The sequence below is a fragment of the Brevundimonas sp. KH_060 genome (assembly GCF_057838275.1).
Genome location: NZ_CM174463.1, coordinates 459,081 through 485,453, shown reverse-complemented (window position 1 = coordinate 485,453; position 26,373 = coordinate 459,081). Strand labels below are relative to the sequence as shown.

Sequence of the window (26,373 nt, the reverse complement as noted above, 5' to 3'; positions counted from 1 at the left end):
TCTCAGATCCTCAGGCCGCCACGCGGCGCACGGCGTCGACCAGACGCACGGGGTCGAACGGCTTGACGATCCAGCCGGTGGCTCCGGCCTCGCGGGCGCGCTGCTTCTTGGCGGCGTCGCTCTCGGTCGTCAGGACCAGAACGGGCACGGCGCTGAACGCCGGGTCCGCCCGCATCCCCTCGATGAAGCCGAAACCGTCCATGCGCGGCATGTTGATGTCGGTGATGACGATGTCCGGGTTTTCGGCCTGAAGCACCTCCAGCCCGTGGACGCCGTCCTCGGCCTGGACCACGCGATAGCCCGCGTCCTTGAGCGCCAGCATCAGCATGTCGCGCATGGTGCGCGAGTCATCGACGGTCAGAACGGTCTTGGTCATTGCAGGGCGTCCTGTGCGGAAAGCTCGGAGGGCGAAGCGCCGAAGGCGCTCCATTGGGTCGTCAGCGCCTCGGACGCATTGACGAAGGTCAAAGCCTGGCCGTCGGCGCGCCAGGTGCGGATCGCCGACAACAGCAACTGAAGGCACAGCCCGCCCAGCCGCTCGACGGCCGAACCGTCCAGCGTCAGGGCCTGACCGCGCGCCGCCAGCAGTTCGCCCTTCAGCGGCTCGGCCGCACGCAGGTCCAGAACCGGGGCCAGAACGACCGTGGCCGTCATCAGAACTCCTCCCAGCCGTCTTCGATGGCTTCAGGCTTCAGGGCGGCGCCGCCGCGTCCCATGGTCTTCAGGGCGGCGACCGTTTCGGACACCGGCTGAGGCGTGCGAACCGGCGCAGCTTCGGCGGCGGCCGACGCGGACCTGGGCTCAACCCGACGAGGCTCAACCGGACGGGGCGCAGCGACCGGACGCGACGGCGCCGCCTGGATCACCTTGAAGTGCGCCACCGAGGCGGCCAGCACGTCGGCTTCCTGGGTCAGGGAGTGGCTGGCGGCGGTCGATTCCTCGACCATCGCAGCATTCTGTTGCGTGACCTGATCCATCTGGTTCACGGCCGCATTGACCTGTTGCAGACCGGTCGCCTGCTCCTGGGCCGAGGCCGAGATTTCCGACATCAGACCATCGATCTCGGCCACCCCGGCGACGATGCGGCCCAGCGCCTCGCCGGTCTGGCCGACCAGGGCCACGCCCTGCTCCACCTGACGGCCGGACGCCGTGATCAGAGCCTTGATCTCCTTGGCCGCGCCGGCCGAGCGCTGGGCCAGGGCCCGCACTTCCGAAGCCACCACGGCGAAACCGCGGCCGGCGTCGCCCGCGCGCGCCGCCTCGACGCCCGCGTTCAGCGCCAGCAGGTTGGTCTGGAAGGCGATCTCGTCGATCACGCCGATGATGGCGCCGATCTGGTCGGACGACTGCTCGATGGCGGTCATGGCGGCGACGGCGTCGCTGACCACTGCGCCCGAGGCTTCCGCCTCGCCGCGCGCCTGCTGCACCACGCCGGCGGCCTGGCGGGCGCCGTCGGCGGTGCGGTTCACCGTGGCCGTGATCTGGTCCAGGGCGGCGGCGGTCTCTTCCAGGCTGGCGGCCTGCTGTTCGGTGCGGCGCGACAGGTCGTCGGAGGCCTGGCTGATCTCGCCCGAGCCGGAGCGGATGGCCGCGACATTGGCCGTCACGGCGGCGATGGCCTTCTCCAGCTGGGCGATGGCGGCGTTGAAGTCGGTCTTCAGCTGCGCCGCCTTGGGTGCGAAGGCGACATCGATGCGATGGGTCAGGTCGCCGTTGGCCATGGCCTCCAGACCCTGAGCCAGGGCGGTGATGGCCACCTTGTCATCTTCAGCCTCGCGGGCCTTCTCCGCCTCGACGCGGGCGCGCTCGTCCTCGACCGCCTGACGCTGGGCGACGGCTTCGGCCTCCAGACGGCCCTTGGCGATGGCCGCGTCCTTGAAGGTCTGGACGGCGGCGGCCATCTGGCCGACCTCGTCCTTGCGGCCGGCGGCCGGCACGGCCACCGAGGTGTCGCCCGACGCCAGACGACGCATGGCCGCCGTCATCGCCGTCAGCGGCTTGGCCAGGATATTGGTCAGCATCACGGCCATGCCGCCCGCCAGCGCCAGCGCCAGCACCAGGCCGCCGATCAGCACCAGGCGGGCCGTCCTGGCGACCGACACCTGGGTCTCGCCATAGATACGGCTTTCCTGGACCTTCTTCTCGATCAGGCCGTTCAGGGCGCTTTCGGCCGGGTCGATGAATTTGTCGGCCTCGCCGTTGCGGCCGACCATGGCGATGGCCTGCATCCAGCCGGCCTGATCCACGACCAGGGCCTGGCCGCGCTGGACCACCTGCTTGTTCCACTCATCCGCAGCGGTTCGAGCCGCGCGCACCTGCGCAGCGCTGGCGCGGTCCAGTTGCGTCACGCGGTCCAGGCTCTTGTTGAAGCTCTGGCGGTGCTCTTCCAGCCGCGTCAGATAGTAGGGGTCGCGCGACACCAGGAAGCCGCGATAGCTGGCCTCCTGCCGCGCCAGATAGAACTGCGCCGCCTCGGCCTCGCGCTGGACGACGCCCGCGCGCGATCGATCCGCCCGCGCCGCATCCAGGGCGTTGATCTGCAAAAACACCGTCAGCCCCATGGCGACGATGGCCAGGATGACGACCGCAAAGGCCGCCATCAGTTTCTTTTCGATCTTAAGGTCGCTCAGCATGGCGTCCATCTAACTCACCCCCCGTGAAGATTCTCTTGAGAGCCGAACCGGCTTTCGATCAGAAGTTGAAGCTCAGCGCCCCCACCAGGCGCCCGTCGTAGTTGTCGCCAAGCGCGTGGCTGTCGGTGTCGTACCAGCGCGCGTCGACGGCCCATCGCTCGTTCAGGTTGTGCTTCACGCCCAGATTCCAGGCGTTGTAGTCGGCCCCGCCGTCCGCCGAGCGCACGCCGAAGGCCGCCGACGCCTTGGTGCGCGGCCCCAGGGCCGTCGACGCCTGCGCCTCGATCCACCAGGCCTCCTTGGTCGCGGCGAAGCCGTCCGGCGTGTAGTTGACCCGCAATCGCGCGGAGACGCGCCCGAACTTTCGGGCGGCGTCGGCCTGATATTCCCAATAGTTGGCGTCGACGCCCGACCGCGTGCCGGGCAGGTCGCGGTTCACCAGCGACAGATCAAAGGCGACGCCTGCAGCCTTGGGCCGCCAGCCCAAGGCCGTCACGATCTCGGCGTCGGAACCCTGTGACAGCTTGGCTGTCGAGGCGAAGACGCTGCCGTAAAAGTCGCCGTACGACGCTTCCAGGCTGGCGTTCAGGCTGGGATCGCCGGTGCTCTTGCCCAGGCCCTTGCCGACGTATTCGCTGGCGACGCCCAACTGACCGCCGATGGACTGGGCCGCCGCAGGCGCCGCAAGCGCCGCTGACAGAACAATAATCAAGCCGCCCGTGAGCGGGTTACGGAGCGCACGAACGCCCTTCTGGCGTCGAGCGATAACTTGGAAGGACATTCAGACCTCTTTGAGACTGATCCCCTTCTGCGTGGAACAACGGTAGGCAATCGTAAATTCGTCCGTACGTAGAAATCCGCAATTCACGACGCCCACACTCATCGCACAGGTTTCTTCTGGCGGAACGTCGTCATAATTATTAATGCGACAGTAACCATGACGCCGAAGATCATGCATATCAACGTTATGACAGAAATGTCAGTTTTTTCAGCTTACAAAGAACTACAAGCGATAATTGCATGTTAGGCGAGACCTATCTAATAAGCCCCCCTTACCTGCCCCCATGACGACGACGACACGGAAGGGCTCGCCTCCTGATCTAACGGGAAGTGAGGACAAGTTCGATTTACTCAGTATTGGACCGCCGCTCCCCTGACGTCACGCCGTCCCCCCGCCCTTGGGCGGCGGCTATCGCCTTGGCGTGCGCCCTGTTCGCCATTGCGGCCTTGATGCTGGCGCTCGCGGCGCCGTCATTCTCGCGCAGCCTGGCTCTGATCGCCTTGATACTGACCCTGACGGCTTCAGCGGCTCTGGTCCTCGCCTGGCGGCAGGCCTCCAGACTTACAGGCGCCCTGGCGGCGCGCGACGCCATGCTGAACGTCGCCTTCTTGTCGACGCCGACCCTGATGCTGACGCGTGAAGGCGCAATCTCACGGCTCAACGGCACGGCTCTCGCCATGCTGAAGATCACAGAGGCTGAGGCGCTGGGACGGCCATTCGCCGAGATTGTTCCCGGCTTCGACATCGCCGCCCTCGCCGCCACCGGGATGCAGTCCGGCTTGCTGGAGGCCGATTCCGGCTACTGGATCGGGCAACGCCCTGACGGATCGACCTTTCCAGTCGGCATTCAGTTCGGCATGACGCCCGGCGGATCGGACAAGGACCATGTAGCCCTCGGCCTGGCCGACCTGACGCTCCGCTACGCCGCCGAGGCGCAGGCCCGCGAACTGCACGCCCAGCTGAACACCGTCTGGCGGTTGAACTCCCTCGGCGAGATGGCCGCCACCCTGGCCCATGAGCTGAACCAGCCCCTGAGCGCGGCCAGCGGCTATATGCACGCGAGCCGGGCCGACATGGAGAAGGCCGGCTCCCTGGGCGACAGCGCCTGCCGCACCCTGGACCTGGCTCAAGGCCAGCTTCTTCGCGCCGGAGAAATCATCCGCCGCATCCGCGCCTTCCTGACACAGGAAGCCGGCGTCCTGGGCGGCGAAAGCGCCTCGGACATGATCGAGAACATGAAACAGATCCTGACGCGTGTCGGTCAGGCCCAGAAGGTCGCCCTGCGCATCGACATGGCCGCGGATTTCGACCGGGTGCGAGCTGACCGCATCCAGTTCCAGCAGGCCGTGGTCAATCTGGTCCGCAACGGCGTCGAAGCCGCGGCGGGGCGCCACGACGCCCAGGTGCGCATCCTGGGCCGCACCGCGGCCGACGGCTACCGCATCAGCATCGAGGACAACGGCCCCGGCGTCGCCGACGATCAGCGCGACCGCCTGTTCCAGCCCATGACCAGCACCAAGCCCGGCGGCATGGGCCTGGGCCTGTCCGTCACCCGCACCATCGTCGAGCGGCACGGCGGCGTCCTGAACGTGGGTCGCAGCCAGGCCCTGGGCGGCGCCGCCTTCTTCTTCACCCTGCCCTTGGACCAGGAGGCCACGACCGCGTGAGCGATCATTCCGTCTTCGTCATCGACGACGATCCGGCCGTGCGCGACGCCCTCCTTCGGGTGCTGCGCGGACGCGGCGTGCGCGCGCGCGGCTTCGCCAGCGGAACCGAATTCTTCGCCAGTCTGCCGGAAGACGCCTCGGCCTGCGTCATCACCGATGTGCGGATGCCTGGCATGGACGGGGCCGAGATCGTGCGCCGCCTAGCCGAGCTGCGCGGCGAGACCTGGCCCGTCATCGTCATCACCGGCCACGCCGACGTCTCCATGGCGGTGCAGATGATGAAGACCGGCATCGTCGACTTCATCGAAAAGCCCTTCGACCCCGCCCGCCTGGTCGAGGTGGTGAAGGGCTGCCTAGCCCAGCTCGGCGATCTGGACGCCCGCCAGCAAGCGCGCCAGCAGGCCCGCCTGCGCCTGGGACGCCTGACCCCGCGCGAGCGCCAGGTCTTCGACGCCCTGGTCGCCGGCGCCTCCAACAAGGAGATGGCTCTGGACCTGAAGATCAGCCCGCGCACGGTCGAGGTCTTCCGCGCCAAGGTCATGACCAAGATGGAGGCCGACAGCCTGCCGGCCCTGGTCCGCATGGGGCTGATGCTCAGCTAGACGTTCACTTCCTTGCAGCCGCCGCCCTTGCGGCGCGTTATGTCGGTCCCCCGACCGCGCCAAGGAGCCGCCCCATGCCCGACCCCGCCCGCCTGCTGCGCCATCAGGCCTATGTCGACGGCCGCTGGATCGACGCCGACGGCGGCGGGACGATCGACGTGACCAACCCCGCGACCGGCGAGGTGCTGGCGACGGTTCCCGACATGGGCGCCCTTGAGACCCGCCGCGCCGTCGCCGCCGCCGGGGCCGCGATGAAGCGCTGGGCCGCGAAGACGGCGGGTGAGCGGGCCCGCACCCTGCGCCGCTGGTTCGACCTGATGATGAGCGAGCAGGAGGCGCTGGGCCGCCTGCTGACCCGCGAGCAGGGCAAGAGCCTGACCGAGGCCAAGGGCGAGATCGCCTACGCCGCCAGCTTCATCGAGTGGTTCGCCGAAGAGGGCAAACGCACCTATGGCGAGGTCATTCCGACCTACGACGCCGCCAAACGCCTCGTAACCCTGCGCCAGCCGGTCGGGGTGGTGGGGGCCATCACGCCGTGGAACTTCCCCGCCGCCATGATCACCCGCAAGGTCGGCCCGGCCCTGGCCGCCGGCTGCGCCGTGGTGCTGAAACCGGCCAGCCAGACGCCGTTGACGGCGCTGGCGCTGGCCGTTCTGGCGGAAGAAGCGGGCCTGCCGCCCGGTCTGTTCAACGTCGTCACCGGCTCGGCCTCGGCCATCGGCGGCGAGCTGACGTCCAATGAAGCGGTGCGCAAGATCAGCTTCACCGGCTCGACCGAAATCGGCCGCCTGCTGATGAAGCAGTCGTCGGACACCATCAAGAAGATGAGCCTGGAGCTAGGCGGAAACGCCCCCTTCCTGGTCTTCGACGACGCCGACGTGGACGCCGCCGTGGCGGGGGCGGTGGCCTCGAAATACCGTAACGCGGGCCAGACCTGCGTCTGCACCAACCGCTTCTATGTCCAGGCCGCCGTCCACGACGAGTTCGTCGCCAAGCTGACCAAGGCGAGCGAGGCGCTGAAGGTCGGAAACGGCCTGGACGACGGCGTCCAGATCGGCCCCCTGATCGACGAGAAGGCGGTGAAGAAGGTCGAGGAACACGTCGCCGACGCCCTGTCCAAGGGGGCGACCCTGCTGACCGGCGGCGCCCGCCATGAGCTGGGCATGACCTTCTTCCAGCCGACCGTCCTGTCGGGCGTGACCCAGGACATGAAGATGTGCCGCGAAGAGACCTTCGGCCCCGTCTCCGGCGTCGTCCGCTTCGAGACCGAAGAGGAAGGCATTGCGCTGGCCAACGACACCATCTTCGGTCTGGCGGGCTATTTCTACGCTCGCGACCTGAGCCGCGTCTGGCGCGTGGCCGAGGCGATGGAGACGGGGATGATCGGCATCAACACCGGCCTGATCTCCACCGAGGTCGCCCCCTTCGGCGGCATCAAGCAATCCGGCCTCGGCCGCGAAGGCTCCAGCCACGGCATCGAGGACTATCTGGAGATCAAATACCTCTGCATGGGCCTGTAAGCCTCAGCTTCTCAGGAACGCCTTCAACGCCGCCGGCTTGACCGGCTTGGGCAGCAGGATGGCGCCCGCAGCCGCCGCTTGCTCCTTCAGTCCGTCGCGGGTGTCGGCGGTGACCAGGGCGATGCGCCGAACCCCTCGGGCGCGCAGGAAATCCACGGCGGCGAGGCCGTCCGGCTCGTCATCGCCCAGATGCAGATCGACCAGGGCCGCGTCGAACGGCCCCGCGGCCGCCCGCGCGGCCGCCACCGAGCGCGCCGTCACAGCCTGCGCGCCCCAGCGATCCAGCAGGGCCGTCAGGGCGTCCAGGATAGCGGGCTCATTGTCCACGCACAGCACCCGCAGGCCCGCCAGCGGCAAGCGGCGGTCGTCGGTCGCGACCTCCGGCTCGGGCCGGGCGGCGGCGCGGGGGACAGCCACGCGGAAGGTCGTGCCGCGTCCGACGCGCGAGGCCAGGGATAAGGGATGGCCCAGCAGGTCCGACAGCTTCTGCACGATGGCCAGGCCTAGGCCGGCGCCTGGTTCGTCCACCGGGGCGCCGGGCAGGCGCACGAACTCGCCGAACACGGCCTGGCGGTCAGCCTCGGCGATGCCGCGTCCGGTGTCGCTGACCAGAATCTGCACCCGCTCGCCGTCACGCCGGGCGCCGATCAGCACTCGGCCCCGGTCGGTGTAGCGGATGGCGTTGCCGACCAGATTTTGCAGCATGGAGCGCAGCAGGTCGCGGTCCGATGCGATCCACAGACTCGATGACGCCACCTTCAAGGTCAGCCCCTTGGCGCGGGCGACCGGGGCGAACTCTCGCGCCAGTTCGTCGAACAGGCCGCCGAGCGCCAGCGGCGCCACGGCGGGCTGGACGCCGCCCGCCTCCAGCTTGGACAGGTTCAGAAGGGCGGTCAGCAGGCGGTGGGCGCTGTCGATGGCGCGGTCGGCGTTGGTCGCCAGGCCGCGCGCGGGCGATCCGGCCAGATCGGCGTCTTCCCGCAAGGCGGCGATGAACAGGCGCGCGGCGTGCAGCGGTTGCAGCAGGTCATGGCTGGCGGCGGCCAGGAAGCGGGTCTTGGAGGCGGTGGCGTCCTCGGCCGTGCGGCGGGCCTCCTCCAGCCGTTCGGTGCGGTCGGCGACGCGGGCCTCCAGCCGTTCGTTGGCCTCTTCCAGCTCGCGCGCGGCGCGGCGCAGGGCGGTGATGTCGGTGTAGCTGGTGGCGTAGCCGCCGCCGGGGATGGGCGCGCCGGACGAGCGCAGGATGCGGCCGTCGGGCTGTTCGCGCTCGTGGTCGTGGGGGATGCGGCGGGCCAGAGCCTCCAGCCGCCGTTCGACCCAGCCGTCGATCTCGTGATCCGGCACGCCCGCCTCGCCGCGCTCGGCGTTCAGGCGATAGACGGCGGCGATGGGCAGGCCGACGTGGACGAAGCCGGCGGGCAGGCCGAACATCTCGACATAGCGGCGATTCCAGGCGGTCAGGCGCAGGTCTTCGTCGACGACGCTGACGCCCTGATCGATGTTGTCCAGCGTGGTCTGCAACAGGTCGCGGTTGAACTGGACGGCCTGCGACGCCTCGTCGAGCATCCGCACCACGTCCTCGGGCGCGCGGCCTCCGGCGGCCAGCGCGGCGGCCAGAACGCGGCGGGCGGCGGCGGCGCCGACGGCCCCCGCCAGCATCCGCTCGGCCGCGCGGGCCAGGGTCGCGTCGGCCGGGTCGGCGTCCTTCAGTCTGACATCGGTTTCGCGCGCCCAGGCGGCGAAGGCCCGCTCGGCCCGCTCGTCGCCGATGAAGCGGGCGACCAGGGCGCGCAGGTCGCCGACCGAGGCCCCGGCCGAGCCGCCGCGCCCCTCCATCCAGTCGGGGCCGAGCCGGTCGACGAAGGCGCGGGCCTGCACCCGGTCGATCAGGCGCGGCGGCCGCGCCCGCGACACCAGGATGAAGACGCCGAGGTTCAGCGACAGGCTGAGGAAGACCCCCGCCGCGAACGGGTCTTCCAGCCCAAGCATGGCGGGAACGTTCAGGCCGAAGCCGGGCGCCAATTGCGGCGCGGCCAGCATGACCGCCCAGACCGCCATCCCCGCCGCCAGTCCCGCCAGCGCCCCGCTGGCCCGTCCGCCGCGCCACAGCACCGCCCCGAACAGCGACGGCGCCAACTGGGCCAGGGCGGCGAAGGACACCAGGCCGATGGCCGCTAGTCCGCTGGAACGGTCCATCGCCAGATAATAGAGCCAGGCCAGCAGCAGCAAGCCGACGATGGCCAGACGGCGGATGTTCAGCAGGGTCCGCGCCATGTCCGGCTGGACCGCGCCGCGCCGCCGCCCCGCCCCCATCAACGGCAGGACCAGGTTGTTGGACACCATGGCCGACAGGGCCACGGCCTCGACGATGACCATGGCGGTGGCGGCCGAGAAGCCGCCGACGAAGACCACGGCGGTCAGCAGGCTCTGCCCGGCGCCGAACGGCAGGGCCAGCACCAGCAGGTCGGGGTTGGTCTCGGGCCGGAACAGCCCGCCCGCCGCCACCAGCGGCAGGACCGCCAGCGTGGTCAGGATCAGATACAGCGGGAATATCCAACGTGCGCGGCGCACCTGGGCCGGATCGCCGCCCTCGACGAAGGCGACGTGGAACTGGCGCGGCAGGCAGAAGATGGCCAGGGTCGCCACCAGGGTGATGGCCATGAAGCGGGCGTCGATATGCGGCCAGCCGCCCAACTGGCCCAGGCTGTCGGTCACGGCCTGACGCGACGGCGAGGCGGCCAGCAGAACGACGGCGAAGACGGCGACAGCCAGCAGGGCGGCCAGCTTGACGATGGACTCAATGCCGATGGCCTGGATCAGACCGCGGTTGTGCTCGGTCAGGTCGGGCCTTCGCGCGCCGAACAGGATGGCGAACCCCGCCAGAACCGCCGCCATGACCAGGACGGTCAGGCTCTCGGACCCGGCGACCGGGGTGCCCGCCGTGATCATCTCGCCCGCCATCGACAGCGACTTGAGCTGAAGCGCGATGTAGGGGACCGAGCCCAGGATGGCGACGCCCGCCACCGCCGCGCCCAGCGCCGGGCTCTTGCCGTAGCGCGACGAGATGAAGTCGGCCATCGAGCCGACGTTCTCGCGCCGGGCGGCCGAGGCGATGCGCCGCCACAGCGGCAGCAGCAGGGTCAGCCCCAGGATCGGACCGCCATAGATGGGCAGATACTCCCATCCGTCGCGCGCGGCGGTGCCCACCGCCCCGTAATAGGTCCAGGAGGTGCAGTAGATGGCCAGCGACAGGGCGTACAGCGACGGCCCCAGCATCCCGCGCCGCGCCTTGATCTGCGGCCGCTCGTACCACCAGGCGATGCCGAACAGGGCGGCCATGTAGAAGGCCGTCAGGGCCAGGGTGGCGAGGCTGAACATGGGCGTCATCTGGGCCGGGCGCGATCACGCGGGCAAGTGAAAAAGAGGGCGGCCTGGCCGAAGCCGGACCGCCCGCAGGTTGGCGAAAGTCAGTTGTTACGAGGCCGCCCGATCAGTCGTGGATATCCACGTCCTTGCCTTCCTTCACGAAGAGGACGCCGACGATCAGGGTCAGGACGGCGATGGCGATGGGGTACCAGAGGCCGTAGTAGATGTTGCCCGTGGCGGCGACCATGGCGAAGGCCGTGGTCGGCAGGAAGCCGCCGAACCAGCCGTTGCCGATGTGATAGGGCAGCGACATGGAGGTGTAGCGCACCTTGGTCGGGAACATTTCGACCAGGGCGGCGGCGATCGGGCCGTAGACCATGGTCACATACAGCACCAGCAGGAACAGGATGCCGATCACCATGGGCTTGTTGACCAGGGCGCTGTCGGCCTTGGCCGGGTATCCGGCCTCGGTCAGGGCGGCGGTCAGGCCGGCGTCCCAGGTCTTCTTCTGGGCGTCGAAGTCGGCCTTGGGCATGGTCTTGCCGTTGAAGCTGTCGACCACCTGATCGCCGATGCGCACCTGGGCCACGGTTCCGGCCGGGGCGGCTTCGTTGATGTAGGTGACGCCCGCCTTGGCCAGATGGGTCTTGGCGAGATCGCACGAGCTGTTGAAGACGGTCTTGCCCACGGGGTCGAACTGGAAGTGGCAGTCGGCCGGATCGGCGTAGACGGTCACCGGCGACTCCGCCACGGCGGCGGCCAGGCGCGGGTTGGCGGCGCCGGTCAGGGCGTTGAACAGCGGGAAGTAGGTCAGGGCCGCCAGCAGGCAGCCGACCAGGATGATCGGCTTGCGCCCGATCTTGTCCGACAGCCAGCCGAAGAAGACGAAGAAGGGCGTCGCCAGCGCCAGGGCGGCGGCGATCAGGATGTTAGCCAGAGCCGGATCGACCTTCAGCGTCTTCTCGAGGAAGAACAGGGCGTAGAACTGACCCGTGTACCAGACTACGGCCTGACCGGCCGCCAGGCCGAACAGGGCGATCAGCACCAGCTTCAGGTTCGGCCACTTCAGGAAGCTGTCCTTCAGAGGCGTGGTCGAGCCCTTGCCTTCAGCCTTCATGCGCTTGAACGCCGGGCTCTCCGACAGCTTCAGACGGATCCACAGGGACACGCCCAGCAGCAGGATCGACACCAGGAAGGGAATGCGCCAGCCCCACTCGACGAAGGCTTCCTCGCCCACGGCGAAGCGCACGCCCAGGATCACCATCAGGCTGAGCAACAGGCCCACAGTGGCGGTGATCTGGATGAAGGAGGTGTAGAAGCCGCGCTTGCCGTGCGGGGCGTGCTCGGCGACGTAGGTGGCGGCGCCGCCGTATTCCCCGCCCAGCGCCAGGCCCTGGATCAGGCGCATCAGCACAAGGATGATCGGGGCGGCGATGCCGATGGCGGCATAGGGCGGCAGCAGGCCGACGACGAAGGTCGAAATGCCCATTAGCAGCATGGTCACCAGGAAGGTGTTCTTGCGCCCCCACAGGTCGCCCATGCGTCCGAAGACGATGGCCCCGAACGGACGCACGGCGAAACCGGCGGCGAAGGCCATCAGGGCGAAGATGAAGCCGGTGGTCTCGTTCACGCCCGAGAAGAACTGGGCGGAGATGATCGCGGCCAGCGAGCCGTAAAGATAGAAGTCGTACCATTCGATGACGGTGCCGACGGAGGAGGCGAGAATCACCAGCCGGTCGTTCTTGTCGACCGTGTGCTCGCCGCCGTCCGCCGCACCCATGGTGCGGTCGGTCATGGGCAGTCCCTTCCTGTGCGGCCGCGATGTGCGGCGCGTTTCCCTCGCGCCCGACGTGCTTTGCGCCGAGCGTCGGAAGGGAGAGTGACAGCAGGAACGGTGGTTTGCGCAGAGCGACCTTGGTCGAATAATGGCCGCCCGCTTCCTATCGAATAAAGAGCGTCAGAGCTCCAGCGACTGCGCCAGGATCACCGCCTGGGTCCGGTTCTGGACGCCCAGCTTGCGGAAGACGCTGGTCAGATGCGCCTTGATGGTGGCCTCAGTGACGCCAAGGTCGAAGGCGATCTGCTTGTTCAGCCGCCCGATCTTCAACCCTTCCAGAATGCGCAGCTGCGACGGCGTCAGGCTGGCGATGCGCGCCTGCAGATCGACCTCGTCCTCGCTCGCCGCCTCGACCTCAGGCGCCCAGGTCTCGCCTTCGAGAATGGCCTGGATGGCCTCGACCATTTCGGGCAACGCCGCCGATTTGGGGATGAAGCCCGCCGCCCCCAGCGCCAGGGCGCGGCGGATGGTCGGCGCCTCCTCGCTGGCCGAAACGACGGCGACCGGGACGGCCGGATGATCGGCGCGGATCAGGGTCAGGCCCGTCATGCCGTCCACATCCGACAGCTTCAGGTCCAGCAGCAGCAGGTCCACCGGCCCCGCGCCCAGAGCGGCCTGAGCCTCGGCCAAGCTGGCGCATTCGACGATCTGGGCGCCTTCGGACGCCTTTTCGACAGCCGACTTCAGGGCCGCCCGAAACAAGGGGTGGTCGTCGGCGACGACGATGCGATCCATGAGTGTCCTTCCCACGCGCGGTTCTTGTTTCGTCGGCCGCGTCGCGACGACACCATGCCGCGCCTCGACTTTGGTCGAAACTAGACGAATGGCTAATGGCCGCAAACCCGGAGCGCGCGGAATGCTGCCGTTCTGAGGCCTGCGACAGACGGGTCCGGAACAACGGTCTGGGAGGACCACGCATGGGAAGCTGCCGTTTGTTCGGCGGCGTGGCTGCGGCCGCGCTGCTGCTCGCGCCCGGCGCAGCACTGGCTCAGGACGCCAGCGCCGCTCTGGAAGCCCGCATCGCCCAGCTCGAAGCCGAGCTGAACAGTCTGAAATCCGAAGTCGTCGCCGCGCGAACGCAACAGGCGTCGCAGGCCCAGGACATCATCCGCCTGGAGACGCGCCCAGCCTCGGCGCCCGCGCCGACGCCCGTCTCCGCCGCCCCGCGCGAGGAAGGCTTCCGCATCGGCGACCACACGGTGAAGTTCGGCGGCTTCATCAAGACCGACTTCACGGCGTCGAAATATTCCGGCGGCGACCCGGCCAACGGCGACCCTCTGCGCGACTATCACCTGCCCGGCGCCATCCCCGTCGGCGGCGACAGCGAGGACGTGGCGACCGACTTCAACGCCCGCCAGACCCGTTTCTGGCTGACCACCGACGGCATGGTCGGCGGCCACAAGATCGGCACCCGTCTGGAGATGGACTTCCAGACCCTACCCGGCTCGGGCGACCAGCGCACGACCAGCGGCTCGAACCCCGCCCTGCGCCGCGCCTTCGTCACCATCGACAACTGGTTGATCGGTCAAGAGTGGACCAACTTCCAGAACACCGCCGTCCTGCCGGAATCGGCGGACTTCGTCGGCGCGGCCGAAGGCACGGTCTTCGCCCGTCAGGCCCAGGTCCGCTATACGCGCGGCCCCTTCTCCATCGCGCTGGAGAACCCCGAGACCACCGTCACCCCCTTCGGCGGCGGCGCGCGGATCATCGCCGACGACAACAGCCTGCCCGACCTGACCGCCCGCTATGGCCTGAGCCGTCCGTGGGGCGACGTGCAGCTGTCTGGCCTGGTGCGCCAGCTGAAGTACCAGAACCCGGCGACGAACATCGATTCCACCGCCACGGGCTGGGGCCTGTCGGCCTCGGCCAAGTTCAAGGTCGGGGCGCAGGACGACATCCGCCTGATGCTGACGGGCGGCGAAGGCATCGACCGTTATGTCGGGCTGAACTTCTCCAACGACGCCGTGTTGGACGCCTCGGGCGATCTGGAGGCCATCGGCGTGATCGCGGGCTTCGCCGCCTATCGCCACGTCTGGGCGCCGGGCTGGCGCTCCAGCCTGATCTGGTCGACGCAGAAGGTCGACAACGACACAGCCCTGACCGGAACCGGCGCCAACCGTTCGGCCCAGAGCCTTCACGCCAATCTGATCTGGTCGCCGGTTGCGGCGTTTGATGTGGGCGCCGAGGTGATGTTCGCTGACCGCAAACTCGAGTCAGGACTGGACGGCGACATGACCCGTCTGATCCTGTTCGCCAAATACGGCTTCTAAGGCCGAAAAAGAAAAAGACCCTGGAGGAAAATCGCGTGTCTGATCCGGAAATCTATCCCGTCCCCGCCGAACTGGCCGCCCGCGCCCACATGGACCGCGCCGGCTATGAAGCGGCCCGGATGCAGGCGCGCGAGACCCCCGAGGCCTTCTGGGCCGAACAGGCCGAACGTCTCGACTGGATGACCTTCCCGACCAAGATCAAGGACGTGTCCTTCAAGAAGGAAGACTTCCGCATCCGCTGGTTCGAGGACGGGGTGTTGAACGCCTCGGTCAACTGCATCGACCGCCACCTGCCCGCCCGCAAGGACGAGATCGCCATCCTGTGGGAAGGCGACGAACCGACTGACAGCGAAGCCGTCACCTTCGGCCAGCTTCACGACCGCGTCTGCCGTCTGGCCAATGTGTTGAAGGCCAACGGCGTCAAGAAGGGCGACCGCGTCACCATCTATCTGCCGATGATCCCCGAGGCGGCCTACGCCATGCTGGCCTGCGCCCGCATCGGCGCGGTGCATTCGGTCATCTTCGGCGGCTTCTCGCCCGACAGCATCGCCGGACGGATCGAGGACTGTGAATCGACCTTCGTCATCACCGCCGACGAAGGCTGCCGCGCCGGCAAGCGCGTGCCGCTGAAGGCCAATGTCGACAAGGCGCTGGAAAAGGTCTCAGGCGTGAAGACCGTCGTCGTCCTGCGCCACACCGGCGCGGACGTGCCGTTCGTCGAGGGCCGCGATCTGGACTGGGGCGTCGAGACGGACAAGGCCTCGCCCGACTGCGCGCCCGAGCCGATGAAGGCCGAAGACCCGCTGTTCATCCTCTACACCTCCGGCTCGACCGGAAAGCCCAAGGGCGTGCTGCACACCACCGGCGGCTATCTGTTCTGGGCCAGCTATACGCATGAGCTGGTGTTCGACTACCGTCCCGGCGAGGTCTTCTGGTGCACCGCCGACGTGGGCTGGGTCACGGGCCACACCTATGTCGTCTATGGCGCCCTGGCCAATGCGGCGACGACCCTGATGTTCGAGGGCGTGCCCAACTATCCCACCGTCAGCCGCTTCTGGGAGGTGGTGGACAAGCATCAGGTCAACATCTTCTACACCGCCCCCACGGCCCTGCGCGCCCTGATGCGAGACGGCGACGCCCCGGTGAAAACGTCCAGCCGCAAGTCCCTGCGCCTGCTGGGCACGGTCGGCGAGCCGATCAACCCCGAGGCCTGGCGCTGGTATCATGAGGTCGTCGGCGAAGGCCGCCTGCCCATCGTCGACACCTGGTGGCAGACCGAGACGGGCGGCGCCCTGATCTCGCCCCTGCCCGGCGCGACCGACCTTAAGCCCGGCTCGGCGACGAAGCCCCTGCCCGGCGTCGAGCTTGAAATCGTCGACGCCGAGGGCGCAGTGCTGGACGGCGCGACCGAGGGCAATCTGTGCATCACCGACAGCTGGCCGGGCCAGATGCGGACGGTCTATGGCGACGACCAACGCTTCTTCGAGACCTATTTCTCGACCTATCCGGGCCGGTATTTCACCGGCGACGGCTGCCGCCGCGACGCGGACGGCTATTACTGGATCACCGGCCGGGTCGATGACGTCATCAACGTCTCGGGCCACCGCATGGGCACCGCCGAGGTCGAGAGCGCGCTTGTCCTGCACGACGACGTGGCCGAGGCCGCCGTCGTCGGCTTCCCCCACGACATCAAGGGCCAGGGCATCTACGCCTATGTCACCCTGAACAAAGGGGTCGAGGCCACCGAAGACCTGCGCAAGGCCCTGGTCGCCCAGGTTCGCGAGGAGATCGGCCCTATCGCCGCCCCCGACGTCATCCAGTGGGCGCCGGGCCTGCCCAAGACGCGTTCCGGCAAGATCATGCGGCGCATCCTGCGCAAGATCGCCGAGAACGAACTGGGCGCGCTGGGCGACACCTCGACGCTGGCCGATCCATCGGTGGTCGATGATCTGGTGAAGAACCGGGCGGCATAACTTCTATACCCGCTCATCCCGGCGTCCGCCGGGGTGAGCGGGTACATCATTCAGCTCCCCCCGAAGAGGCGGCCTCGGACAGCGCAAGCTGGACGGGGCCGCCCGCCTCGGCTTCAGTGGCCGGCATGAGCGGAACCCTCGACGGCCTGACCATCATCGAAATCGGCGGCATCGGCCCCGCCCCCTTCTGCGGCATGATGCTGGCCGATCATGGGGCCGAGGTGGTGCTGGTCCACCGTCCCGGCGCCGCGCCTGATCCGCGCGATCCCCTGAACCGCAGCCGCGCCCGACTGGTCGAGGCTGACCTGAAGACGCCCGAGGGCACCGCCCTGATCCGCGATCTGGCGCGCACCGCCGACGGCCTGATCGAGGGCTTCCGCCCCGGCGTGATGGAGCGTCTCGGCCTCGGCCCTGACGCGCTGCTGGCCGACAATCCGCGCCTCGTCTACGGCCGCATGACCGGCTGGGGCCAGGATGGGCCGCTGGCCCCGGCGCCGGGTCACGACATCGACTACATCGCCGTATCGGGCGCCCTGCACGCCTTCGGCCGGGCGGGCGAGAAGCCAACCCCGCCGATCAACATGGTCGGCGACTTCGGCGGCGGCGGCATGCTGCTGGCCTTCGGCATGGTCGCGGGTCTGCTGAAGGCCCAGCGCACAGGGCGCGGCGACGTCATCGACTGCGCCATGACCGACGGCTCTTCGCTGTTGATGAGCATGATCTGGGGCTTCCGCCAGAATATGCCCGCGCCCCTGCCGCCGAGCCTGGCCTGGCGCGACGAGCGGGGCGTCAACCTGCTCGACACCGGCGCGCCGTTTTACGAGGTCTATGAGACGCAGGACGGCAAATACGTCGCCGTGGGCGCCATCGAACCGGCCTTTTACATCGCCTTGATGCGGCTGACGGGGCTGGCCGGCGATCCCGACTTCGCCATGCCGTTCGATCCGGTCCAATGGCCGAGGCTGAAGGACAAGCTGGCCGCAGTCTTCCGCACCCGCACCCGCGACGACTGGTGCAGCGACCCCGACGCCCAGGCCGCCTGCGTCGCCCCCGTCCTATCCATGACCGAGGCGCCCGACCATCCGCACAACCAAGCGCGCGAGGCCTTCGTCACGGCGCAGGGCCTGGTGCAGCCCGCGCCCGCGCCGAGGTTCCGGGACAGCCCGGCGCGGCGGCCGGAATAGGCGCCCTACAAAATCCGCTCACCCCGGCGGACGCCGGGGCCCAGTGCTTTGGCCTCAAACGCAGCGTGAATAGGCCTGCCCCTACCCCCATCCCGTCATCCCCGGTCTTGTGCCGGGGATCCAGAACCGCGCACGTATGAAGGCGAAACGCCACGCCTTCGCGCCCAAGCCCTGCGTTTATGGATTCTCGGGACAAGCCCGAGAATGACGAGGAAGATTAAGGGACGCAGGCCAAACACCCCGCCGGAATGAGCGGGGGTAAGGTCACCCCCCGTCCGCCCACACCGTCTTGTACAGATCGAACCGGCGGTCGCGCAGGTTCCGCACCGTTCCCTGCGCCTTGGCCCAGGCCAGGTCGGACAGGTCCAGATCCGCCACCGTGACCGTCTCGACGTTCTCGCTGGCCTCAGCCGCCACCCCGTCGCGCGCGAAGGGGAAGTCGCACGGCGTCAGGATGCAAGACTGCGCACACTGAATGTCCATGTTCTCGACGTTCGGCAGGTTGCCGACATTGCCCGACAGCACGACGTAGCACTGGTTCTCGATCGCCCGCGCCTGCGAGCAGTAGCGCACCCGCAGATACCCCTGCCGGTTGTCGGTGCAGAAGGGCGTGAACAGGATGCGCGCCCCCTCGTCCGCCAGACGCCGCGCCAGTTCGGGGAACTCGGAATCGTAGCAGATCATCACCCCGATCGGCCCGCAGTCGGTCGGGATGGCGTGGACGCGATCGCCGCCCTTGATGTTCCACCAGTGGCGTTCGTTCGGCGTCGGGTGAATCTTCTCCTGCTCATGCACCGAGCCGTCGCGCAGGAAGACATAGGCGACATTCTGGATCTCGCCGTCCTCGGTCCGCGTCGGGTGCGAGCCGCCGATGATGTTGACATTGTAGCCGACCGCCAGCTCGCGCATCGCCTCGACGAAGCGGGGCGTGTAGCGGGTCAGGGCCTCGATCGATTCCGCCGGCGTCAGCTTCTTCGTCTCCAGCGACAGAAGCTGCAGCGTGAACAGCTCGGGGAAGACCACGAAGTCGGCGCGATAGTCGGACCCCACATCGACGAAGTATTCGACGTTGTCCATGAACTCCTGGAAGCTCTCGACCTTGCGCATCTGCAGTTGGACGGTGGCCACGCGCACCGTCTCCTTGACCGCAAAGGCCGCCCCCTTGCCCGTCGCCTCGACATAGTAGGGGTTGCGCCAGACCCAGCGCGCCGCATGGCCCAGCGACGCCTTGTCCGACGGCAGATAGTTCAGCAGCACCCCCGCCGGCTCGAACCCTGAACGCTGGTGAAAGGCCATGATCGGGTCCTTCACCTTGCGGTCGCGCACCGCCTCCACATAGGCGTTCGGGTCGGGATAGGCGGCGCGGCGACGCGCCAGGCCCGGCATCCGTCCGCCGAAGACGATGCCCTTCAGGTTCTGCGCCTCGCACAGGTCACGGCGCGCATCATACAGGCGCTGGCCGATGCGCAGGCGCCGCCGCGCCGGATCGACGCAGACCTCCATCCCGTACAGCCACTCGCCCGCCGGATCATGCCGCGCGCCATAGCCGCCGCCGGTGATCTGGTCCCAGGTGTGCGGTCCCATGGCCGAGGCCTCGTCAATGCGGAAGCTGGCGGCGTAGCCGACGATCTCGCCCTCGAACTCGACCACGAACTGGCCGTCGGGATAGGTGGCGATCTGGCCGCGCAGCATCCCCGGCGTATAGGGCGGCATGTCTTTGTAGACCCGCGCCACCAGGGCGTTGATCCCGGCGACGTCGCCCAGGCGGGCGTTGCGAATGGTCAGGACGGCGGGCTTGGCCGGCTCGGCGGGTTGGACGATTTGGGCGGTCTGAAGATCAGTCATGTCCCCCTAACGCGCGAGCTTGGCTGTTGGATCATTTTCATCGCCTTGGACCCGCGCGGGGATAGGCGCACAATGGCGTCATGTCCGGCATGGCCCAGGAAATGGCGCAGGAAATCGAACTCAAGTTCCGGCTCGGTCCCGGCGCCGCCGCGCGCCTGGCCGCCCATCCGGCCCTGGCGGGCGAGGACAGCGTTCAGACCCTGCGCTCCGTCTATTTCGACACGCCGGATCAGGCGCTGCGCCGCGCGGGCTGGGGCCTGCGCGTGCGCGCCACGAGGCGTGGCTTCGTCCAGACGCTGAAAGGCCAGACCGGCGGCGACATCCTCAACCGCACCGAATGGGAGACGCCGGTTCCCAGCGAGGCCCTGGACTGGAAGACGCTGAAAACGACGCCCGCCGCCGCCCTGCTGAAGGGCCGCCGCCGCGCCCTGTCGCCCCGCTTCGCCAGCACGGTGCGCCGCCGCACCCGGCTGGTCGCCTTCGACGGCGCCGTGATCGAGGCCGCCTATGACGAGGGAGAACTGTCGGCGGGCGACCGCGTCGAGCCCCTGCGCGAGCTGGAGCTGGAGCTGAAGGACAGCCCGCCCCAGGCCCTGTTCGCCCTGGCCCGACGCCTGTCGGCCGACATCGCCCTGGTCCCCCTGTTCGAAAGCAAGGCCGAGCGCGGCTGGCGCCTGGCCGAGGGGTTGGAGCGCGCGCCCCGTTTCGCCCGCGCCGATCCCCTGCCTCGCGCCATGTCGGCCGAGGCCGCCTTGCGCCGCACAGCCCTGGCCGCCCTGGGCCAGGTCTCGGCCAACGCCGAACTGCTGCGCCGCGTTCGGCGGCCCGAAGCCCTGCATCAGCTGCGGGTGGGTCTACGCCGCCTGCGCGCCGCCCTGTCGGTGTTCGCTCCCCTGCTGGGCGAAGACGTCGCCCCCGTCGTCGCCGAGCTGAAATGGTTGGCGCATGAGACCGACGCCGCCCGCGACCTGGACGTCTTCATCCGCGACGTCTTCCATCCCGCCGCGCTCGAGACGCCCGACCCCGACCTCGCCCCCTTGGGTCTGCGCCTGCTGGCGGCGCGCAGCGGCGCCTACCGCCGGGCCATGGCGGCGATCGATTCGCCGCGCTACGCCGCCCTGATGCTCGAGACCCTGACCTGGATCGAGATCGGCGCCTGGCGAACCGATCCCGACCCGGTGCGCGCCTGGCGTCGACAACGGCCCGTCGCCGAATTCGCCGCCGAGGCCTTGCAACAGTTGAACCGACGCATACGGCGCGGCGGCCGCCGCCTCGACCAACTGGACGCCGCAGGTCGGCACCGTCTGCGCATCCGGGTGAAGCGTCTGCGCTATGCGGCCGAGTTCTTCGCCGGCCTGTTCGAGCGCCCCGGCCGCGAGCGACGTTTCCGCGCAGGTCTGGAGCAGGTCCAGGACGCCTTCGGCGCCCTCAACGACCTGGCTGTGGCGCGCGACCGCATCCCCGCCGAAGCCCGGCTGACCTCGCCCGAGATCGCCTTCGCCGCCGGGCGGCTGATCGGCCGCCGCGAACAGAACGCCGTCATTCTGCACGCCGCTTCAGACCGCGCCTTCGCTCGCCTGGCCCGCGCCCGGCCCTTCTGGCGCGGCTGATAAGTCACGACAAAATCGGTCGCATCGCGATAAATGTTCTCGTTCAGTTCACGAGAACATCTTGCGAACAAGAACAAACCATGTCCATAGTCCGTCTCAACGAGGGAGCGGGTCCGTGGCGGGTCTCTCCCGAAGTCAGATGGGAATCATGGCAAGGGAGAGAAAACCAATGTCACAGGCGGCACTGAAGCTCGTGGGTAAAGAAGACGGCGAAAAACAACGCGCTCTAGAGGCGGCGATCGCGCAGATCGATCGCGCCTTCGGCAAGGGCTCGGTCATGAAATTGGGCAAGGCCGGCGTAGTGGCCGAGATCGACAGCGTCTCGACCGGCTCGCTGGGCCTCGACATGGCGCTGGGCATCGGCGGCCTGCCAGTCGGTCGGGTCATTGAAGTGTTCGGTCCCGAATCCTCGGGCAAGACGACCCTGGCCCTGCACACCGTGGCCGAAGTCCAGAAGAAGGGCGGCGTGGCCGCCTTCGTCGACGCCGAACACGCGCTGGACCCGGTCTACGCCCAGAAGCTGGGCGTCAACCTGGACGATCTGCTGGTGTCGCAGCCCGACACGGGCGAACAGGCGCTGGAGATCGTCGACACCCTGGTGCGCTCGGGCGCCGTGGATATCGTGGTGGTCGACTCGGTCGCTGCGCTGACGCCGCGCGCTGAAATCGAGGGCGAGATGGGCGACAGCCTGCCCGGCCTTCAGGCCCGCCTGATGTCGCAGGCCCTGCGCAAGCTGACGGCCTCGATCTCCAAGTCGAAGTGCATCGTCCTGTTCATCAACCAGATCCGTCACAAGATCGGCGTCATGTACGGCTCGCCGGAAACGACGACGGGCGGCAATGCGCTGAAGTTCTACGCCTCGGTACGCCTCGACATCCGCCGCACCGGCGCGATCAAGAACCGCGACGAGGTCGTCGGCAACACCACCCGCGTCAAGGTGGTCAAGAACAAGGTCGCCCCGCCGTTCCGCGAGGTCATCTTTGACATCATGTACGGCGAAGGCATCTCCAAGATCGGCGAGATCATCGACCTGGGGGTCAAGGCCAACATCATCGAGAAGTCGGGCTCCTGGTTCTCCTACGACTCCACCCGCATCGGTCAGGGCCGCGAGAACGCGAAGGAGTTCCTGAAGAACAACCCCGACATGGCCCTCGCCATCGAGAAGGCCGTCCGTCAGTCCACGGCCAAGATCGCCGACGACATGCTGGGCGCCCCCGAGCCTGACGAGGGCCAAGATCTGGAGGGCTGATCCGTCCCGTCACACCTAAACGCCGTCATCCTCGGGCTTGACCCGAGGATCCAGCGGGCGCCGCCCTCTGCCTTAACGGCGGGCAGATCAGCGCCCTGATCGGCCAAAGCTTCTCCGTTCGCCGCCGCGCGACCCGCCTACCGACCCCGCGCGGCCGGTCGGACTGAGACCGGCCCGCCCGACCTGCTTCGGGCGGGCCTCTTTTTTTTGCGCCCCGTCCTCTCCCGCTCATCCCGGCGCCCGCCGGGATGAGCGGAGATTGAGAGACGCCCGTCAAACGCGTTTCTCGGCCCAACGGCCTTGTTCCCCCTCGGCGCCTACGGGCAGAGTCCCCCCGAACCCACGGAGCCTCCCCATGACCGTCATCGCCACCGCCGACCTCTGCGACGCCCATCCTGACGCGGTGAAGGTCTGCCAGACTCCCTTCCGCAGCTTTGGCCAGGTCACGACCTTCCACGGCCCGATCCGCACCCTCAGCGTGCTGGACGACAACGCCCTGGTCCGTCAGACGCTGGAGCGATCCGGTCAGGGCGCGGTTCTGGTGGTCAACGGGGGCGGCTCGCTGAAGCGCGCTCTGGTCGGCGACAATCTGGCGAAGCTGGCCATCGACAACGGCTGGGCCGGGATCGTCGTCCACGGGGCCGTGCGCGACACCGCCGTCATCAACACCATGGACATCGGCGTCAAAGCCGTCGGGACCATTCCCTTGCGCGCCGACCGCGACGCCATCGGCGAGATCGACATCCCTACCGCTTTCGGCGGCGTCATCTTCACGCCCGGCGACTGGCTCTACGCCGACGAGGACGGCCTGATCGTCTCGTCGCGCCGCCTGCACGATTAGAGCGCTATCGACCGTAAAAACGCAGCCCCGACCGCATGATCACGCGCCAGTGATGCGTTCGGCGCAAAATCCCTATATGACGCCGGTTCCGATACTTCCTCCCGCGCGCCCGAGTTCCAGAGCGATACGCCCATGACCAGCCTGAAGCAGATCCGTTCCACCTTCCTCGACTACTTCGCCGCCGACGGCCACGAGAAGGTGCAGTCGGCTCCGCTCGTGCCGCAGAACGACCCGACGCTGCTGTTCGTCAACGCGGGCATGGTGCCGTTCAAGGACTACTTCACCGGCGCCGCCACCCCGCCCTACAAGCGCGCCACCAGCTCGCAGAAATGCGTGCGCGCCGGCGGCAAGCACAACGACCTGGACAATGTCGGCTACACCGCGCGTCACCACACCTTCTTTGAAATGCTGGGCAATTTCTCGTTCGGCGACTACTTCAAGGACCACGCCATCGAGCGCGCCTGGACCCTGCTGACCAAGGAGTTCGGCCTCGATCCCAAGCGCCTGCTGGTCACCGTCTATCACACCGACGACGAAGCCTTCGACATCTGGAAGAAGATCACCGGCTTCTCGGACGACAAGATCATCCGCATCCCGACGGCCGACAACTTCTGGGCCATGGGCGACAGCGGCCCCAGCGGCCCCTGCACCGAGATCTTCTACGACCACGGCGACCACATCTTCGGCGGCCCTCCCGGTTCGCCGGACGAGGACGGCGACCGCTTCGTCGAGATCTGGAACAACGTCTTCATGCAGTTCGAGAAGGAGAACGACGAGATCGTTCGCGAACTGCCCAAGAAGTCGGTCGACACCGGCATGGGTCTGGAGCGCATCGCCGCCGTGCTGCAGGGCGTCCACTCCAACTATGACGTCGATCTGTTCAAGAGCCTGATCCACGCCTCGGAAGAGCTGACCTCGACCAAGGCCGAGGGCGAGCGCGCCCCGTCGCACCGCGTCATCGCCGACCACCTGCGCTCGACCGCCTTCCTGATCGCCGACGGCGTGACGCCCTCGAACGAGGGCCGGGGCTATGTCCTGCGCCGCATCATGCGCCGCGCCATGCGTCACGCCCACCTGCTGGGCGCGTCGGACCCGCTGATGCACCGTCTGGTGCCGACGCTGGTTCAGGAAATGGGCGAGGCCTATCCGGAACTGGGCCGCGCCCAGGCCTTCATCGAGGACACGCTGAAGCAGGAAGAGATCCGCTTCCGCACCACCCTGGGTCGCGGCATGAACCTGTTCGATCAGGCGACCAGCGACTTCAAGGCCGGCGACATGCTGGACGGCCAGACGGCCTTCACCCTGTACGACACCTACGGCTTCCCGCTGGACCTGACGCAGGACGAGGCCCGCCGTCGCGGCTTCAGCGTCAACGTCGACGGCTTCGAATCCGCCATGGCCGAGCAACGCGACCGCTCGCGCGAGCACTGGAAGGGCTCGGGCCAGACGGCCTCGGCCGGCGCCTGGCTGGCCCTGCGCGACCAGCACGGCGGCACCGCGTTCACCGGCTATGAGTCCGAGACCGGCGAAGGCAAGGTTCTGGCCATCGTCAGGGACGGCGCGGAAAGCCCGTCCGCCGCGACCGGCGAAACGGTCGAGGTCCTGCTGGACAAGACCCCCTTCTACGGCGAAGGCGGCGGTCAGGCGGGCGACAAGGGCGCCTTCGTCTGGAGCGGCGGCGAAGGCCGCGTTCTCGACACCAAGAAGCACGGCGGCGACCTGCACGTTCACACGCTGGAAGTGACCAAGGGCTCGCTGGCGACCGGCGCAGTCGTGACCGCCACGGTCGCGGAAGGCTCACGCCCGACCACCCGCGCCAACCACTCCGCCGCCCACCTGTTCCACGCCGCCGTCAAGAACGTGCTGGGCGCCCACGTCGCCCAGAAGGGCCAGATGGTCGACGCCGAGCGCATGCGCTTCGACTTCAGCCACAACGCCCCGATGACGGACGAGGAGATCGCCCGCGTCGAGGACGAGGTGAACGCCGTCATCCGCCAGAACGTCACAGTCACCACCGAACTGATGACGCCCGACGCCGCCATCGCGGCGGGCGCCGTGGCCCTGTTCGGCGAAAAGTACGGCGATGAAGTCCGCGTCCTGACCATCGGTCGCGCCCTGTCTGGTCCGGGCGCCTATTCGGTCGAACTGTGCGGCGGCACTCACGTCTTCCGCACCGGCGACATCGCCCTGTTCAAGATCGTCTCGGAAGGCGGCGTGGCCGCCGGCGTGCGCCGCGTCGAGGCCCTGACGGGCGAGGCCGCCCGCCGCTTCCTGCTGGATCAGGCCAACGTCGCCCGCCATCTGGCCCAGGGCTTCAAGATCCAACCCGCCGAGGTTCCGGCCCGCGTCGAGGGCCTGCAGGCCTCGGTCAAGACGCTGGAGAAGCAGGTCGCCGATCTGAAGAAGCAGCTGGCCCTGGGCGGCGGCGCGGGCGCCAATGCCGCGCCCGAAGAGATCGGCGGGATCAAGCTGATCGCCCGCGTTCTGGACGGCGTCGACGGCAAGGGCCTGCGCGGCGTGGCCGAGGACTTCAAGAAGCAGATCGGCTCGGGCGTCGTCGCCCTGGTCGGGGTCACCGACGGCAAGGCGGCCATCACCGTCGCCGTCACCCCGGACATGGCGGGTAAGGTCAACGCCGCCGACCTGGCCCGCGACGCCGTCATCGCCATGGGAGGCAAGGGCGCAGGCGGCAAGCCCGACTTCGCCCAGGGCGGCGCCCCGGACGGCTCCAAGGCCGAGGACGGCCTGAACGCCATCCGCACCGCGCTGAAGGGCTGATCCTGCCTCTACCCTCTCCCAATGGGAGAGGGCTTGAGCCTCCAAGAGCGAAGCGATTGGCGAAGGCGAAAGGGTGAGGGTTCAACGGCAAAGTCGGCCGAAGGGCGTCGCGCGACGGCTGACGCCGACTGACAAGACAAGCCCCTCACCCTTTCGCGCCAGAACGACGGCTGCGCCGCCGTGCGGCTCAAGCCCTCTCCCGCCGGGAGAGGGACTA

The 26,373-nt window shown here is 68.3% G+C and carries 18 protein-coding genes; 10 read left to right on the top strand and 8 right to left on the bottom strand.

The window, feature by feature from the left end:
- Nucleotides 1-10 precede the first annotated feature (10 nt).
- The 4 genes from AC3IPP_RS02455 to AC3IPP_RS02440 are packed head-to-tail and all read right to left on the bottom strand — an operon-like array spanning nt 11 to nt 3,414.
- Complete coding sequence (locus tag AC3IPP_RS02455; protein WP_040346123.1) at nt 11-376, bottom strand: response regulator; 366 nt, start codon at nt 374-376, stop codon at nt 11-13.
- On the bottom strand, nt 373-654 hold the full coding sequence (locus AC3IPP_RS02450; RefSeq protein ID WP_087141702.1) for an STAS domain-containing protein: 282 nt from the start codon (nt 652-654) through the stop codon (nt 373-375). Before AC3IPP_RS02450 ends, AC3IPP_RS02455 begins: the two co-directional genes overlap by 4 nt.
- Nucleotides 654-2,642: a methyl-accepting chemotaxis protein gene (locus tag AC3IPP_RS02445; protein WP_489150225.1), complete on the bottom strand. Its 1,989-nt coding sequence runs from the start codon at nt 2,640-2,642 to the stop codon at nt 654-656. The genes AC3IPP_RS02450 and AC3IPP_RS02445 overlap by 1 nt, the downstream gene beginning before the upstream one ends.
- Before the next feature lie 49 nt (nt 2,643-2,691).
- Nucleotides 2,692-3,414, bottom strand: coding sequence for a TorF family putative porin (locus tag AC3IPP_RS02440; RefSeq protein WP_489150224.1), 723 nt, complete (start codon nt 3,412-3,414; stop codon nt 2,692-2,694).
- A 416-nt stretch (nt 3,415-3,830) separates the two neighbouring features.
- On the opposite strand from AC3IPP_RS02440, the gene AC3IPP_RS02435 reads away from it, so the two are divergent.
- From AC3IPP_RS02435 to AC3IPP_RS02425, 3 genes are all read left to right on the top strand, one after another.
- Entirely contained in the window at nt 3,831-5,081 is a 1,251-nt protein-coding gene (locus tag AC3IPP_RS02435) for a two-component system sensor histidine kinase NtrB (protein ID WP_489150223.1), read from the top strand.
- Nucleotides 5,078-5,683, top strand: a complete 606-nt coding sequence (locus AC3IPP_RS02430) for a response regulator transcription factor (RefSeq protein WP_489150222.1) — start codon at nt 5,078-5,080, stop codon at nt 5,681-5,683. The genes AC3IPP_RS02435 and AC3IPP_RS02430 overlap by 4 nt, the downstream gene beginning before the upstream one ends.
- A gap of 74 nt (nt 5,684-5,757) precedes the next feature.
- Entirely contained in the window at nt 5,758-7,203 is a 1,446-nt protein-coding gene (locus tag AC3IPP_RS02425) for an NAD-dependent succinate-semialdehyde dehydrogenase (protein WP_489150221.1), read from the top strand.
- A gap of 3 nt (nt 7,204-7,206) precedes the next feature.
- Here the strand turns inward: AC3IPP_RS02425 and AC3IPP_RS02420 are convergent, their stop codons facing one another.
- The 3 genes from AC3IPP_RS02420 to AC3IPP_RS02410 all read right to left on the bottom strand — a co-directional run bounded on the left by AC3IPP_RS02420 (nt 7,207) and on the right by AC3IPP_RS02410 (nt 13,141).
- On the bottom strand, nt 7,207-10,581 hold the full coding sequence (locus tag AC3IPP_RS02420; protein WP_489150220.1) for a hybrid sensor histidine kinase/response regulator: 3,375 nt from the start codon (nt 10,579-10,581) through the stop codon (nt 7,207-7,209).
- 112 nt (nt 10,582-10,693) lie between these two features.
- Nucleotides 10,694-12,364, bottom strand: coding sequence for an MFS transporter (locus AC3IPP_RS02415; protein WP_489150219.1), 1,671 nt, complete (start codon nt 12,362-12,364; stop codon nt 10,694-10,696).
- A 162-nt stretch (nt 12,365-12,526) separates the two neighbouring features.
- Nucleotides 12,527-13,141, bottom strand: a complete 615-nt coding sequence (locus tag AC3IPP_RS02410) for a response regulator transcription factor (RefSeq protein WP_087141695.1) — start codon at nt 13,139-13,141, stop codon at nt 12,527-12,529.
- A 182-nt stretch (nt 13,142-13,323) separates the two neighbouring features.
- Here AC3IPP_RS02410 and AC3IPP_RS02405 point away from each other — a divergent pair, with 182 nt between their 5' ends.
- The 3 genes from AC3IPP_RS02405 (at nt 13,324) to AC3IPP_RS02395 (ending at nt 17,833) form a co-directional block, all read left to right on the top strand.
- On the top strand, nt 13,324-14,676 hold the full coding sequence (locus AC3IPP_RS02405) for a DcaP family trimeric outer membrane transporter (protein WP_489150218.1): 1,353 nt from the start codon (nt 13,324-13,326) through the stop codon (nt 14,674-14,676).
- Nucleotides 14,677-14,765: 89 nt separating this feature from the next.
- Nucleotides 14,766-16,649, top strand: a complete 1,884-nt coding sequence (gene acs / locus AC3IPP_RS02400; RefSeq protein ID WP_489177458.1) for an acetate--CoA ligase — start codon at nt 14,766-14,768, stop codon at nt 16,647-16,649.
- 125 nt (nt 16,650-16,774) lie between these two features.
- Nucleotides 16,775-17,833 carry a CaiB/BaiF CoA transferase family protein gene (locus AC3IPP_RS02395; RefSeq protein WP_489150216.1) on the top strand — a complete coding sequence of 353 codons (1,059 nt, stop codon included), beginning with the start codon at nt 16,775-16,777 and terminating at the stop codon, nt 17,831-17,833.
- A gap of 264 nt (nt 17,834-18,097) precedes the next feature.
- Here AC3IPP_RS02395 and AC3IPP_RS02390 read toward each other — a convergent pair whose 3' ends face one another.
- Nucleotides 18,098-19,678 (bottom strand): GNAT family N-acetyltransferase, encoded by a 1,581-nt coding sequence (locus AC3IPP_RS02390; protein WP_489150215.1) that lies wholly within the window; start codon nt 19,676-19,678, stop codon nt 18,098-18,100.
- An 80-nt stretch (nt 19,679-19,758) separates the two neighbouring features.
- Here AC3IPP_RS02390 and AC3IPP_RS02385 point away from each other — a divergent pair, with 80 nt between their 5' ends.
- The 4 genes from AC3IPP_RS02385 (at nt 19,759) to alaS (ending at nt 26,156) form a co-directional block, all read left to right on the top strand.
- Nucleotides 19,759-21,288 (top strand): CYTH and CHAD domain-containing protein, encoded by a 1,530-nt coding sequence (locus AC3IPP_RS02385; RefSeq protein WP_489150214.1) that lies wholly within the window; start codon nt 19,759-19,761, stop codon nt 21,286-21,288.
- Between the two features lie 169 nt (nt 21,289-21,457).
- A complete protein-coding gene (gene recA / locus AC3IPP_RS02380; RefSeq protein WP_489150213.1) occupies nt 21,458-22,537 on the top strand; it encodes a recombinase RecA in 1,080 nt (359 codons plus the stop codon).
- A gap of 355 nt (nt 22,538-22,892) precedes the next feature.
- Entirely contained in the window at nt 22,893-23,378 is a 486-nt protein-coding gene (gene rraA, locus AC3IPP_RS02375; protein WP_489150212.1) for a ribonuclease E activity regulator RraA, read from the top strand.
- Between the two features lie 132 nt (nt 23,379-23,510).
- On the top strand, nt 23,511-26,156 hold the full coding sequence (alaS, locus tag AC3IPP_RS02370) for an alanine--tRNA ligase (RefSeq protein WP_489150211.1): 2,646 nt from the start codon (nt 23,511-23,513) through the stop codon (nt 26,154-26,156).
- Nucleotides 26,157-26,373 lie beyond the last annotated feature (217 nt).

Bases quoted from the DNA above. Each gene is read 5' to 3' on its own strand.
- AC3IPP_RS02455 (WP_040346123.1), bottom strand. From the start codon at position 376: ATGACCAAGACCGTTCTGACCGTCGATGACTCGCGCACCATGCGCGAC.
- AC3IPP_RS02450 (WP_087141702.1), bottom strand. From the start codon at position 654: ATGACGGCCACGGTCGTTCTGGCCCCGGTTCTGGACCTGCGTGCGGCC.
- AC3IPP_RS02445 (WP_489150225.1), bottom strand. From the start codon at position 2,642: ATGGACGCCATGCTGAGCGACCTTAAGATCGAAAAGAAACTGATGGCG.
- AC3IPP_RS02440 (WP_489150224.1), bottom strand. From the start codon at position 3,414: ATGTCCTTCCAAGTTATCGCTCGACGCCAGAAGGGCGTTCGTGCGCTC.
- AC3IPP_RS02425 (WP_489150221.1), top strand. From the start codon at position 5,758: ATGCCCGACCCCGCCCGCCTGCTGCGCCATCAGGCCTATGTCGACGGC.
- AC3IPP_RS02420 (WP_489150220.1), bottom strand. From the start codon at position 10,581: ATGTTCAGCCTCGCCACCCTGGCCCTGACGGCCTTCTACATGGCCGCC.
- AC3IPP_RS02415 (WP_489150219.1), bottom strand. From the start codon at position 12,364: ATGACCGACCGCACCATGGGTGCGGCGGACGGCGGCGAGCACACGGTC.
- AC3IPP_RS02410 (WP_087141695.1), bottom strand. From the start codon at position 13,141: ATGGATCGCATCGTCGTCGCCGACGACCACCCCTTGTTTCGGGCGGCC.
- AC3IPP_RS02405 (WP_489150218.1), top strand. From the start codon at position 13,324: ATGGGAAGCTGCCGTTTGTTCGGCGGCGTGGCTGCGGCCGCGCTGCTG.
- acs (WP_489177458.1), top strand. From the start codon at position 14,766: ATGGACCGCGCCGGCTATGAAGCGGCCCGGATGCAGGCGCGCGAGACC.
- AC3IPP_RS02395 (WP_489150216.1), top strand. From the start codon at position 16,775: ATGAGCGGAACCCTCGACGGCCTGACCATCATCGAAATCGGCGGCATC.
- AC3IPP_RS02390 (WP_489150215.1), bottom strand. From the start codon at position 19,678: ATGACTGATCTTCAGACCGCCCAAATCGTCCAACCCGCCGAGCCGGCC.
- AC3IPP_RS02385 (WP_489150214.1), top strand. From the start codon at position 19,759: ATGTCCGGCATGGCCCAGGAAATGGCGCAGGAAATCGAACTCAAGTTC.
- recA (WP_489150213.1), top strand. From the start codon at position 21,458: ATGTCACAGGCGGCACTGAAGCTCGTGGGTAAAGAAGACGGCGAAAAA.
- rraA (WP_489150212.1), top strand. From the start codon at position 22,893: ATGACCGTCATCGCCACCGCCGACCTCTGCGACGCCCATCCTGACGCG.
- alaS (WP_489150211.1), top strand. From the start codon at position 23,511: ATGACCAGCCTGAAGCAGATCCGTTCCACCTTCCTCGACTACTTCGCC.